Below are 12,533 nucleotides of genomic sequence, written 5' to 3' on the forward strand. Positions count from 1 at the left end.
ACCCGGGGCATCTCCCTTTTCCCTTCTCTCATTGTTCTCGCCCCCAACGAACGCCGCCCCCATGAAGGGGGCGGCGAACGGCGCGTTTGGCGATCAGCCGGCCTTGTGGACGGCGCGCCAGTGGTGCAGCAGCGGCTCGGTGTAGCCGGAGGGCTGCTCGATGCCCTTGAAGATCAGGTCCGAGGCGGCCTGGAAGGCGTGGGAGCCGGCGAAGTCGGCGCTCATCGGCGAGTAGGCCGGGTCACCGGCGTTCTGCTCGTCGACCACCTTGGCCATGCGTTCCAGGGTGGCACGCACGCGGTCCTCGTCGACCACGCCGTGGTACAGCCAGTTGGCCACGTGCTGGCTGGAGATGCGCAGGGTGGCGCGGTCTTCCATCAGGCCCACGTCGTGGATGTCCGGCACCTTGGAGCAACCGACGCCCTGTTCGACCCAGCGCACCACGTAGCCGAGGATGCCCTGGCAGTTGTTGTCCAGCTCCTGCTGCAGCTCGTCCTCGGACCAGTCGGTGTTCTCGGCCACCGGCACGGTCAGCAGCTCGTCGAGCAGGTCCGGCTCGCCCTGGGCCTCCAGCTCGCGCTGCACCTCGGTCACGCTGACCTGGTGATAGTGCAGGGCGTGCAGGGTAGCGGCGGTCGGCGACGGCACCCAGGCGGTGTTGGCGCCGGCCTTGGGATGGCCGATCTTCTGCTCGAGCATGGCCGCCATCAGGTCCGGCATGGCCCACATGCCCTTGCCGATCTGGGCGTGGCCGCGCAGCCCGCAGGCCAGGCCGACCTGAACGTTGTTGCGCTCGTAGGCGCCGATCCAGGCGGCGCCCTTCATGTCGCCCTTGCGCACCATGGGGCCGGCCTGCATGGCGGTATGCATCTCGTCGCCGGTGCGGTCGAGGAAGCCGGTGTTGATGAACACCACCCGCGAGGTCGCCTCGGCGATGCAGGCCTTGAGGTTGACCGAGGTGCGGCGCTCCTCGTCCATGATGCCCATCTTGAGGGTGTCACGCGCGAGGCCCAGCAGGTCCTCGACGCGGCCGAACAGCTCGTTGGTGAAGGCCACTTCCTTCGGGCCGTGCATCTTCGGCTTGACGATGTAGACCGAGCCCTCGCGGGAGTTGCGGGCCTCGCCCTCGCCCTTCTGCAGATCGCGGATCGACAGCAGGCTGGTCATGACCGCGTCGAGGATGCCTTCCGGCAGCTCGTTGCCGTCGGCGTCCAGCACCGCCGGGGTGGTCATCAGGTGGCCGACGTTGCGCACGAACAGCAGCGAGCGGCCGGGCAGGGTCACCTCGCCGCCGTCCGGCGCGGTCCAGGTGCGATCCGCCGCCAGCTTGCGGGTGAAGCGCTTGCCGCCCTTCTCGATCGGCTCCTCGAGGTCGCCAGCCATCAGGCCTAGCCAGTTGGCGTAGACGCCGACCTTGTCCTCGGCGTCCACCGCCGCGACCGAGTCCTCGCAGTCCATGATCGAGGTCAGCGCGGCCTCGACCACCACGTCCTTGACGCCCGCCGCATCGGTCTTGCCGATCGGGTGGGTGGCGTCGATCTGGATCTCCAGGTGCAGGTCGTTGTTGGCCAGCAGCACCGAGGTCGGCGCGTCGGCCTCACCCAGGTAGCCGACCAGCTTGCCCGGCTCCTTGAGGCCGGTCTCGCGCCCGCCTGCCAGGCTCACCACCAGGTGGCCGTCGCGCAGCGCGTACTTCACGGCCTCGGCGTGGGAGCCGGTGGCCAGCGGCGCGGCGCGATCGAGCACGCCGCGGGCGTAGGCGATGACCTTCTCGGCGCGCTTGGGGTTGAAGCCGTCGCCGCGCTCGGCGCCGTCTTCGTCGGCGATGGCGTCGGTGCCGTAGAGCGCGTCGTAGAGGCTGCCCCAGCGGGCATTGGCGGCATTCAGCGCGTAGCGGGCATTGTTCACCGGCACCACCAGCTGCGGGCCGGCCTGGACGGCGATCTCGCGGTCGACGTTGGTGGTGGTGACCTTGACCTCGGCCGGCGCCGGCTGCAGGTAGCCGATGCGCTCGAGGAAGCCGCGGTAGGCGGCCATGTCGCGCACCGGGCCGCGGTTCTCGCGGTGCCAGGCGTCGAGCTCGGCCTGCATGGCGTCACGCTCGGCGAGCAGTTCGCGGTTCTGCGGTGTCAGATCATGAAAGAGGGCGTCGATGCCGGCCCAGAAGGCCTCGGGGTCGACGCCGGAGCCCGGCAGGGCCTGCTCGTTGACGAAGCGGTCCAGCTCGGCGGCCACCTGCAGGCGATGGCGAGTGATGCGTTGGGTCATGGGTCGTTCTCCTATGCGAGGCGTTTCGGCGCTCCCCAAGCGCCAAGCGGCCGGACAGGCAAGGGTGACTGCGTGCACTCAGTATTGTGGAAAATACTTCCACATGTAAACCCGGCGCCCGCGAACCACCCCCGAGACTCGACCAATAGACGAGGCCGGAGGCGTTGGAAACCGACGCTGGTGACCGTACCGACGGAGCGCTAGCATGGTCAGCCACCACGGAGGACTCGATGACCGACTTCACTCCCCTGCAGGCGCTCGGCCCCATCGCCCCGGCCGATCCGTCCGGCCGCCCGCTCAAGGGCTATCTGGGCCACTACGGCCTGGCGCCGCTGCTCGCCGAGCGGGTGGGCCTGCACGTGGGATACGTGGACGCTCACGGCTTCCGCCTGTGGACCCAGATCTGGCGCCCGCCGTCGCCCCGCGGCACCGTGTTCGTGGTGCACGGCTACTACGATCACCTCGGCCTCTACCGCCACCTGCTCGAGTGCCTGCTCGAGCGCGGCTGGCAGGTGGTGCTGTGGGACCTGCCGGGTCACGGGCTGTCCAGCGGCCCCCGCGCCACCATCGCCGACTTCGATGACTATGGCAGCTGCCTGGACAACCTGCAGACCCAGTTGACCGCCCGCGACCTGGCGCCCCGCCCCTGGGTCGGCATCGGCCAGAGCACCGGCGCGGCGATCCTCGCCACCGACGCCCTGCGCCGGGGCGACGACGGCCACTGGAGCGGCCTGGCGCTGCTGGCCCCGCTGGTACGCCCCTGGGGCTGGAACCAGTCGAGCTGGCTGCACCGCCTGCTGGGCCCCTTCGTGCGCTCGGTGCCGCGCCGCTTCCGCGAGAACTCCACCGACAGCGACTTCGCCACCTTCCTGCGCGAGAGCGACCCGCTGCAGCCGGACCGGCTGGCCATGGAGTGGGTGGACGCCATGCGCCGCTGGATGCCGCGGCTGCTGGCCATGCCGGCCAGCCCGCTGCCGACGCTGATCCTGCAGGGCGAGCAGGACCTGACGGTGGACTGGGAGTGGAACCTGGAGGTGCTGACGCGCAAGTTCCCGCGGGCCGAGGTCCATCGCCACCCCGAGGCCCGCCATCACCTGGTCAACGAGGCCGAGCCGATCCGCCGGGTGCTGTTCGAGGAGCTCACGCGCTTCATCGCCAACCTCGAGGAAGCCGACGCTCCCTCGCCCACCGCCCGGAGGGCCTCCCGCCGATGAGCCGTCGCCGCTTCGCCCTGCTGCCGCCCCTGCTGACGCTTGTGATGACGGTGCTGCTGCTCACCGGCTGCGCCACCGGTGGCCCGGAGCACCCCCAGACGGTCCGCCAGGCGCTGTTCGGCCTCGGCGAACGGGCCGCGGAGCGGGTGGGCGAGGCGCCGCCGCTGCCGAGCCCCCTGACCGACGAGGTGCTGCTGCTGGCCACGCCGGAGGTCGATGCCGGCCTCGGCGTCGGCAGCGATCGCCTGCTCGAGAGCCTGACCCGCGCCCTGCTGGGACTCGAGCAGAGCCCCCAGGTGCTGGACTGGCAGCCCGCGCTGTCACGGGGTGCCGAGGCCAATCAGTGGCGACTGGACAGCCGGCTGATCGCGGCCGGCCCGCGTCTCGCGCTGTCCGACCGCACCCTGCTGCCCTATCGCCTGCAGCTGACCCTGCGCCGCCCCGGCAGCGACACGCCGCTGTGGCAGGCGCAGCTGGATGGCGCCCTGGACGCCAGCGCGCTCTAGGCGAGGCCTGGACCAGCCTCCGGACAAGGCCGACACCTCTTCCCTTCAGCGCCCCTGCAGCAGCCGATCGAGCTGGCGATAGCCGATCGCCTCGATCAGCTGCTCGCGCCCGGGGCGTGCCTCGCCGGCCAGGTCGGCCAGGGTCAGCGCCACCCGCAGCACCCGGTGATAGGCCCGCGCCGAGAGGTTCAGCCGTTCCAGCACCCCGGCCAGCCAGGCCCGATCCGCCCCGTTCAGCGCGCAGGCGTCCTCCAGCTCGCGGCTGGCCAGATGGGCGTTGAGCGCGCCGCGCGCCCACTGGCGCTCGCGGGCCGCCAGCACCCGCTCGCGCACCGCCTCCGAGGGCTCGCCTCGCTCATGGGCGGTCAGCTGCTCCGGCGGCAGCGCCGGCACCTCCACCTGCAGGTCGATGCGGTCGAGCAGCGGGCCGGAGAGTCGCGCCTGATAGCGCTGGATCTGGGCGGCGGTGCAGTGGCAGGCCCGGCGTGGATCGCCGAGATGGCCGCAGGGGCAGGGGTTCATCGCCGCCACCAGCTGGAAGCGCGCCGGATAGCGCCGCTCGTGGCTGGCGCGGGCGATATGGATGCGCCCGGATTCCATGGGCTCGCGCATCACCTCGAGCACCTGGCGGGGGAATTCGGGCAGCTCGTCGAGAAACAGCACGCCGCGGTGGGCCAGCGAGATCTCGCCGGGCCTGGGCCGCGACCCGCCGCCGACCAGCGCCACCGCGCTGGCGGTGTGGTGGGGCGCCCGGAAGGGCCGGCGCCCCCAGCCCTCGTCGAGCGGCAGCCCGCACACCGAGCGCACCGCCGCCACCTCCAGGGTCTCGTCCTCGGTCAGCGGCGGCAGGATGCCGGGCAGGCGACTGGCCAGCATGGTCTTGCCGGTGCCGGGCGGGCCGGCCAGCAGCAGGTTGTGGCCGCCGCTGGCGGCGACCTCCAGGGCCCGCCGGGCCTGATGCTGGCCCCGCACCTCGGCGAGGTCGGCCCCCGCCAACGGGGCCTCGGCGGGACGCGACGCCCGATGGGGTGCGATCGGCGCCTGCCCCAGCAGGTGCGCCACCACCTCGAGCAGATGATCGGCGGGCAGCACCTCGAGGCCGCCGGCCAGCGCCGCCTCATCGGCGTTGGCCCGGGGCACGATCAGCCGCCGCCCGGCACGGCGCGTGGCCAGCGCCAGCGGCAGCACCCCGGCCACCGGGCGCAGCGCCCCGTCCAGGGCGAGCTCGCCCGCGCATTCGGTCTCGGCCAGCGCCGCGGCGGGAATCTGCCCCGAGGCCACCAATATCCCCAGGGCGATGGGCAGGTCGAAGCGCCCGCCTTCCTTGGGCAGGTCGGCGGGCGCGAGGTTGAGGGTGATGCGACGCAGCGGGAAGTCGAAGCCGGCGTTGACGAGCGCACTGCGCACCCGCTCGCGGCTCTCCCTGACGGCCGTCTCCGGCAGCCCGACCAGGGTGATGCCGGGCAGGCCGTTGGCCAGATGCACTTCCACCAGCACCTCGGGGGCCTCGAGGCCGAGACCGGCCCGGGTGCGAACGATCGACAGGGTCATCGGCGGTCCCTCGCGCTGATTCTGCCCTTAAGGCTAGTTCAGCACGGCGGGGACCGCCCGGTGGCGGCTCGGGATCAGCGGCCGGACTCGCCGGCGCCCTCCTCGGGGGAGGACGGGGGCTCCTCGTCCGCCGCAGCACCGGCTGCCGCAGCATCGGCTGCCGCAGCGTCGGCTGCCGCAGCATCGATCGAGGCCTCGTCCGCCACGGCCGGCACCTCGCCGCCCGAGCGGCTGGCGTCCAGCGCCTCTTCCAGGGCGGCGACCTGCTGCTCCAGCGCCTCGACCCGGCCGCGGGTGCGCTGCAGCACGTCCATCAGGATGTCGAAGTCCTCCCGCGACACCAGCTCGAGCCGGTCGAAGGCGCCGCGCACCACCTGCTGAATGCCTTTCTGCACGTCTTCCGGCGCCTGTGAGGCGCCCTGCAGGCGCTCGCCGATCTGCTGGGCCAGGCGGCCGATGCGGTCTTGGCTGACCATGATCTCTCTCCTGAGTGGAATGGGGCTGACTCCAAGGATACGCAAGCCGTTCGACGGGCGCATTCCCGCGTGCCGCGGGCTTCGCCCCCGGATGGTGCGAAGCGATCGCTCACCGGCATCAAATCAGTGCACGGCGCCCTGCCCCGCCTGCACCAGAATCTCACCATCGGGTCAGGTTGGAAAAACAAGATCATGAAAACCATGGCAAATTCGGTTTAGTGGCACGTTTTAAGCAATGACAGGAAAACCTGCACACACACCGCGCGGAGCAGCCCGCGCTCATCCAATGGGGAGATCCGGGATGAAGCTGATTACCGCCATTATCAAGCCCTTCAAGCTCGACGACGTGCGCGAGGCGCTCGCCGACAACGGCGTTCAGGGCATCACCGTCACCGAGGTCAAGGGCTTCGGCCGCCAGAAGGGCCACACCGAGCTCTATCGCGGCGCCGAGTACGTCGTCGACTTCCTGCCCAAGGTCAAGGTCGAGATCGCCGTCGATGATGGCCGCCTCGACACCGTGCTGGACGCCATCTGCAGCGCCGCCAACAGCGGCAAGATCGGCGACGGCAAGGTCTTCGTGACTCCGCTCGAGGATGTCATCCGCATCCGTACCGGCGAGCGCGGTGCCGACGCCGTCTAACCCGACCGCCTCTCTCCCTTTCCGTCTGGAGTGACAGCCATGAACGAGATTACCGAGCTGAGCTATGCGCTCGATACCTTCTACTTCCTGATCTGCGGCGTCCTGGTGATGTGGATGGCCGCGGGCTTCTCGATGCTCGAGGCCGGCCTGGTGCGGTCCAAGAACACCGCCGAGATCCTGACCAAGAACATCGCCCTGTTCGCCATCGCCTGCACCATGTACCTGCTGCTGGGCTACTACCTGATGTACTCCGGCGACGCGGGCGGCATCCTGCCCAACCTGGGCTTCCTGCTGGGTGACGACAACACCGTGGCCGCGGTCACCGCCGGCGGCGACGACGCTCCCTACTACTCCATGCGCGCCGACTTCTTCTTCCAGGTCGTGTTCGTGGCCACCGCCATGTCCATCGTCTCCGGTGCCGTGGCCGAGCGCATGAAGCTGTGGGCCTTCCTGGCCTTCGCCGTGGTGATGACCGGCGTCATCTACCCGGTCTCCGGCTACTGGACCTGGGGCGGCGGCTGGCTCTCCGAGCTCGGCTTCTCCGACTATGCCGGTTCCGGCATCGTGCACATGGCCGGTGCGGCCGCGGCGCTGGCCGGCGTGCTGGTGCTCGGTCCGCGCAAGGGCAAGTACGGCAAGGACGGCAGCATCTTCGCCATCCCCGGCGCCAACATGCCGCTGGCCACCCTGGGTACCTTCATCCTGTGGATGGGCTGGTTCGGCTTCAACGGCGGCTCCGAGCTGAAGGTGTCCGACGTGAGCTCCGCCAACAACATGGCCCAGGTGCTGGTGAACACCAACGCCGCGGCCGCCGGCGGCGTGATCGCCGCGCTGATCCTGGCCAAGGCCTGGTTCCGCAAGGCCGACCTGACCATGGCCCTGAACGGCGCCATCGCCGGCCTGGTGTCCATCACCGCCGATCCGCTGTCGCCCAGCGCCCTGGGCGCCACCCTGATCGGTGCCGTCGGTGGCCTGCTGGTGGTGGTCTCCATCATCAGCCTCGACAAGCTGAAGCTCGATGACCCGGTCGGTGCCATCTCCGCCCACGGCGTGGTCGGCATCTGGGGCGTGCTCGCCGTGCCGCTGACCAACGACGGTGCCTCCTTCGGCGCCCAGATCATCGGCATCCTCGGCATCTTCGCCTGGGTCTTCCTCGCCAGCCTGGTGGTGTGGCTGATCATCAAGGCGATCATGGGCGTCCGCGTCAGCGAGGAAGAGGAATACGAGGGCGTCGACCTGGCCGAGTGCGGTCTCGAGGCCTACCCCGAGTTCACCGTCTCCAAGGTGCACGGTGGCGGCGGCTCCTCCGGTCGTGCCCGCAGCGAAAGCGCCGGCCAGTCGCACATGGCCGCGCGCTCCTGATCGCCCCGTCCTGACGGCAACACGAAATGGCCCCTCGCGGGGCCATTTTTTTGTTCTTCACGCCGTGGGTGTATGCTCTGGCACAATGATTCCGTCAGGGATGGCGAGTGGCGCCATCGGATACGAACCATCGAGGAGATGACCATGAAGCTGGTGACCGCCATCATCAAACCGTTCAAGCTCGACGACGTCCGCGAGGCGCTCTCCGACATCGGCGTCCAGGGCATCACCGTCACCGAGGTCAAGGGCTTCGGCCGTCAGAAGGGCCACACCGAGCTCTATCGCGGCGCCGAGTACGTCGTCGACTTCCTGCCCAAGGTGAAGCTCGAGGTGGCCGTGGACGAGCCGATGACCGAGCAGGTGATCGACGCCATCACCCAGGTCGCGAACACCGGCAAGATCGGCGATGGCAAGATCTTCGTCACCGCCCTGGAGCAGGTCATCCGCATTCGCACCGGCGAGACGGATAAAGACGCCGTCTGATTACCCAGGTCGCGCTTAACCCTGCAGCAAGATCGGCGATGGCAAGATCTTCGTCACCGCCCTGGAGCAGGTCAGCGGAACGCCGCACCGCCGCATTCGCACCGGCGAGACGGATAAAGACGCCGTCTAAGCGGCAAGCTGAAATCGCCGGAAGCAAAAGAAAACCCCGAAGGCTCAACCTTCGGGGTTTTCTTGTAGCTCGGCGCTGGCCGCTTACTTCTCGACGAAGGCGCGCTCGATGACGTAGTCGCCGGGCTCGCCGAGGCGCGGCGAGATGTTGAAGCCCAGCTCGTCCAGCAGCGCACTGGTCTCGTCGAGCATGGCCGGGCTGCCGCAGATCATGGCGCGGTCCTGCTTCGGGTCCAGCGGCGGCAGGCCGGTGTCCTCGGCCAGCTTGCCGCTGCGGATATGGTCGGTCAGGCGGCCCATGGTGTGGAACTCCTCACGGGTCACGGTCGGGTAGTAGACCAGCTTCTCGCTGATCTCCTCGCCCAGGTACTCGTGGGCCGGCAGTTCCTTGGTGATGAAGTCGGCATAGGCCAGCTCGCTGACGGTGCGCACGCCGTGGATCAGCACGATCTTCTCGAAGCGCTCGTAGGCCTCCGGATCCTGGATCAGGCTCATGAACGGCGCCAGGCCGGTGCCGGTGGACAGCAGGTAGAGGTTGCGGCCCGGCAGCAGGTCGTCGGTGACCAGGGTACCGGTGGGCTTGCGGCTGACCATGATCTGGTCGCCGACCTTGAGGTGCTGCAGGCGTGAGGTCAGCGGGCCGTCCGGCACCTTGATGGAGAAGAACTCCAGGTGATCCTCGTAGTTGGGGCTGGCCACGGAGTAGGCGCGCATCAGCGGCTTGCCGTCGACTTCCAGGCCGATCATCACGAACTGACCGTTCTTGAAGCGCAGGCTGCGCTCGCGGGTGGTCTTGAAGCTGAACAGGGTGTCGTTCCAGTGATGAACGCTGAGGACTTCTTCCAGGGCGAACTTGCTCATGCCGACTCCTATGTTTCGCGAGAGCGCATATACCGAAAACTCATAATTGCGCCGATTGATCTTTGCAGAGGATTCTAAGAGACGGCAGGATATCTGTTAAATGGGTTGTATGGATAAAGCTTATCTATACTCCAGATATACTGATCCGGAGCCCTCCCCATGCGCTATACCCTGCGCCAGCTCGAGGTGTTCGTGGCCGTGGCCCAGCACGAGAGCGTCTCCCACGCCGCCCGCGCCCTGGCGCTGTCCCAGTCGGCGGCCAGCACCGCCCTGGCCGAGCTGGAACGCCAGTTCGACTGCCGCCTGCTCGACCGCATCGGCAAGCGCCTCAAGCTCAACGCCCTGGGCTTCCAGCTGCTGCCCAAGGCCGTGGCGCTGCTCGACCGTGCCGAGGAGGTCGAGGAACTGCTGCGCGGCCAGCAGGGCGTCGGCACCCTCGATGTGGGCGCCACCCTGACCATCGGCAACTACCTGGCCACGCTGCTGATCAGCGACTTCATGCAGCAGCATCCGGGCAGCCGCATCCGCCTGCAGGTACGCAACACCCGCACCATCATCGACGGCGTGCGCCACCACGAGCTGGACCTGGGCCTGATCGAGGGCCAGTGCGAGGACGAGGAAGTGATCACCCAGCCCTGGGTGGAGGACGAGCTGGCGGTGTTCTGCGCCCCGGGCCATCCGCTGGCCGGCCAGGGCCCGGTGGAGCTCGACCGGCTGCTGCGCGAGGACTGGATCATGCGCGAGGAAGGCTCCGGCACCCGGCTGACCCTGGAGCAGGCCGCCCGGCACCGGCGCGGGCGCTTCAACACCCTGCTCGAGCTGGAGCACACCGAAGGCATCAAGCGCGCCGTGGAGTCGGGGCTGGGGATCGGCTGCGTCTCGCGCCTGGCGCTGCGCGACGCCTTCCGTCGCGGCAGCCTGGTGCCGATTCCCACCCCCGACCTGGACCTGAGCCGCCAGTTCGCCTTCATCTGGCATCGCCACAAGTACCTGGCCCCCGGCATGCGCGAATTCCTCAAGCTGTGCCGGCAGATGACCGAAGGCATCCGCTGCAGCGACGAGATCGACCTGCCCCACCAGTCCTGAAGGCGGGGCGAGACGCTGCCCGTGATCAGGCGGGCTCGCCGCGGCGGGCCCACGCATCCGGCAGCGCCGCGGCGGCGGCGTGCCGGCTCAGGGTGAAGCCCCCCACGGCCTCGGCCAGCCGCTCGGCCTGCTCCTTGAGCCGCTCGGCGGCGGTGGTCGATTCCTCCACCAGGGCGGCGTTCTGCTGGGTCATGTTGTCCAGCTCCGAGACCGCCACGTTGACCTGGCCGATGCCATCGCTCTGCTCGCCGGTGGCGCTGGTGATCTCGCCCAGCACGTCGGCCACGCGGGTCACGCTCTCGACCAGCTCCTCCATGGTCTCGCCGGCGGCCTGCACCTGGCGCTCGCCCTCCTCGGTGCGGGTCGCCGAGGTATCGATCAGCGCGCGGATCTGCTTGGCCGACTCGGCGCTGCGGCTGGCCAGCTGGCGCACCTCGCCGGCCACCACGGCGAAACCGCGGCCCTGCTCGCCGGCCCGGGCCGCCTCCACCGAGGCGTTGAGCGCCAGCAGGTTGGTCTGGAAGGCGATGCTGTCCATCATCTTCACGATCTCGGCGATCTGGCGCGACGACTCGGTGATGCCCTGCATGGTCTCGCGCACCTGGCCCATGGCCTCGCCGCCGCGGCGTGCCACCTCGCTGGCCGAACTCGCCAGGCCGCTGGCCTGCCGCGAGGCATCCGCGGTGTGTTCCACGGTGCCGGTGATCTCCTCCATCGAGGCCGAGGTCTGCTGCAGGCTGGAGGCGGCGTTCTCGGTGCGCCGCGACAGGTCCTGGCCGCCCTGGGCGATCTCGGTGGCCGCCACGTTGACCGACTCGCTGCTGTCGCGGATGGTCAGCATCACCGACTCCATGCGCGCCACGAAACGGTTGAAGGCGTTGGCGAGCTGGGTGACCTCGTCGTTGCCCTCCTCGGGCAGTCGGCGGGTCAGGTCGGCGTGGCCGCTGGCCACGTGCTCCATGGCGTCGCGGGTCGCCAGCAGGCGGCGGAAGGCGACCTTGAGCAGCGCGCCGAGGATCGCGGCGGCGCCCAGCGCCACCAGCACCAGGGTGATGCTCGAGGCGCTCATGATGCCGCGCAGCCCGGCGGTCGCCTCGTGGTCGTCGAGGGCCACCACCAGCTGCCAGTCGGTGCCGGCGATGGGGCCGGCGAGCAGACGCTTGTCGGCGCCGCCGAGATCGAGGTGCTTCGGCGTGTCACGCTCGGCCAGCGCGGCGAGGCCGGTCCGATCGAGGGCGGGCGAGAGACGCTCGACCGGTTCGAGGCTCAGCGCCGGATCGGGGTGGGCCACCAGGGTACCATCGGCGCTGGCCAGAAAGGCCAGGCTCGAAGGCGTGGGCGCGATCCGGCCGACGATGTCGGCGATGGCGTCGATCGCCACGTCGCCGCCGGCCACCGCCACCAGCTCACCGCCGCGATAGAAGGGCGCGGCGAAGGTCACCACCAGCCCATCGGAGGTGGCATCCTCGTAAGGCGCAGTGACCACGACGTGACCGGCCTCCACGGCCTGCCTGTACCAGGGGCGCTGGCGCGGATCGTAACCCTCCGGCGTGTCGCTGGCCGAGAACACCACGCCGCCCTCGGTATCGCCGAGGTAGGTGTTCATGAAGTCGCCGGACACGCGCAGCTGCTCCAGGGCGGCCAGCGGTTCGTCGGACACGGCCACGGCATCCAGGGCCTCGAGCATGCCGCTGCGGGCATCGACCCATTCCTCGATGGCCTGGGCGTTGCCCTCGGCCACCGCGCGCAGGTTCTGGGCGATCTGGTCGTCGTTGTGGGAGCGGACGGTGAAGTAGCTGATCGCTCCGTTGAGGATCAGGGCCGCGACGATCACCGCCAGGGCGGCGAGCAGGATACGCAAGCGCAGGGAAGTCAGCATGGTCACTCTCATGGGTCATGGGGAGTTGGTCTTGTACCGGTCCACGGCTGCCAGGAACCGGGAGCTCCCCTGCTATCG

General features: G+C 69.5%; 11 protein-coding genes and 1 pseudogene. 7 read left to right on the top strand and 5 right to left on the bottom strand.

Features of this window, described 5'->3' with window-relative positions:
- Positions 1-93: 93 nt before the first annotated feature.
- Positions 94-2,268: a malate synthase G gene (locus tag FIU88_RS16820; RefSeq protein ID WP_152479950.1), complete on the bottom strand. Its 2,175-nt coding sequence runs from the start codon at positions 2,266-2,268 to the stop codon at positions 94-96.
- A gap of 230 nt (positions 2,269-2,498) precedes the next feature.
- Between FIU88_RS16820 and FIU88_RS16825 the strand changes: the two genes are divergently transcribed.
- Together FIU88_RS16825 and FIU88_RS16830 are read left to right on the top strand one after the other, a co-directional pair.
- Positions 2,499-3,482, top strand: coding sequence for an alpha/beta hydrolase (locus FIU88_RS16825; protein WP_016855898.1), 984 nt, complete (start codon positions 2,499-2,501; stop codon positions 3,480-3,482).
- The gene (locus FIU88_RS16830; protein WP_152479951.1) at positions 3,479-3,988 is read left to right on the top strand and encodes a hypothetical protein; all 510 of its coding nucleotides are present in this window, start codon (positions 3,479-3,481) and stop codon (positions 3,986-3,988) included. The genes FIU88_RS16825 and FIU88_RS16830 overlap by 4 nt, the downstream gene beginning before the upstream one ends.
- A 45-nt stretch (positions 3,989-4,033) precedes the next feature.
- On the opposite strand, the gene FIU88_RS16835 is transcribed toward FIU88_RS16830, so the two are convergent.
- Both FIU88_RS16835 and FIU88_RS16840 read right to left on the bottom strand, forming a co-directional pair.
- Positions 4,034-5,539 (bottom strand): YifB family Mg chelatase-like AAA ATPase, encoded by a 1,506-nt coding sequence (locus tag FIU88_RS16835; protein ID WP_016855900.1) that lies wholly within the window; start codon positions 5,537-5,539, stop codon positions 4,034-4,036.
- Positions 5,540-5,613: 74 nt separating this feature from the next.
- Positions 5,614-6,015, bottom strand: a complete 402-nt coding sequence (locus tag FIU88_RS16840; RefSeq protein ID WP_152479952.1) for an accessory factor UbiK family protein — start codon at positions 6,013-6,015, stop codon at positions 5,614-5,616.
- Between the two features lie 301 nt (positions 6,016-6,316).
- Here FIU88_RS16840 and FIU88_RS16845 point away from each other — a divergent pair, with 301 nt between their 5' ends.
- The 4 genes and pseudogenes from FIU88_RS16845 to FIU88_RS19460 form a co-directional block, all read left to right on the top strand.
- Positions 6,317-6,655 carry a P-II family nitrogen regulator gene (locus FIU88_RS16845; RefSeq protein ID WP_016855902.1) on the top strand — a complete coding sequence of 113 codons (339 nt, stop codon included), beginning with the start codon at positions 6,317-6,319 and terminating at the stop codon, positions 6,653-6,655.
- Between the two features lie 39 nt (positions 6,656-6,694).
- The gene (locus FIU88_RS16850; RefSeq protein ID WP_016855903.1) at positions 6,695-8,017 is read left to right on the top strand and encodes an ammonium transporter; all 1,323 of its coding nucleotides are present in this window, start codon (positions 6,695-6,697) and stop codon (positions 8,015-8,017) included.
- A 144-nt stretch (positions 8,018-8,161) separates the two neighbouring features.
- Positions 8,162-8,500, top strand: a complete 339-nt coding sequence (glnK, locus tag FIU88_RS16855) for a P-II family nitrogen regulator (protein ID WP_016855904.1) — start codon at positions 8,162-8,164, stop codon at positions 8,498-8,500.
- A gap of 28 nt (positions 8,501-8,528) precedes the next feature.
- Positions 8,529-8,630: pseudogene (locus FIU88_RS19460) on the top strand (P-II family nitrogen regulator); the annotation flags it as partial.
- Positions 8,631-8,713: 83 nt separating this feature from the next.
- Here the strand turns inward: FIU88_RS19460 and FIU88_RS16860 are convergent.
- Positions 8,714-9,490, bottom strand: a complete 777-nt coding sequence (locus tag FIU88_RS16860; RefSeq protein WP_016855905.1) for a ferredoxin--NADP reductase — start codon at positions 9,488-9,490, stop codon at positions 8,714-8,716.
- A 159-nt stretch (positions 9,491-9,649) separates the two neighbouring features.
- Here FIU88_RS16860 and FIU88_RS16865 point away from each other — a divergent pair, with 159 nt between their 5' ends.
- Positions 9,650-10,576 carry a LysR family transcriptional regulator gene (locus FIU88_RS16865; protein ID WP_152479953.1) on the top strand — a complete coding sequence of 309 codons (927 nt, stop codon included), beginning with the start codon at positions 9,650-9,652 and terminating at the stop codon, positions 10,574-10,576.
- A gap of 25 nt (positions 10,577-10,601) precedes the next feature.
- Here FIU88_RS16865 and FIU88_RS16870 read toward each other — a convergent pair whose 3' ends face one another.
- Positions 10,602-12,455, bottom strand: a complete 1,854-nt coding sequence (locus tag FIU88_RS16870; RefSeq protein ID WP_152479954.1) for a methyl-accepting chemotaxis protein — start codon at positions 12,453-12,455, stop codon at positions 10,602-10,604.
- Positions 12,456-12,533 lie beyond the last annotated feature (78 nt).

Origin of the sequence: Halomonas sp. THAF12 (genome assembly GCF_009363675.1) — a bacterium.
GTDB lineage: Bacteria > Pseudomonadota > Gammaproteobacteria > Pseudomonadales > Halomonadaceae > Halomonas > Halomonas smyrnensis.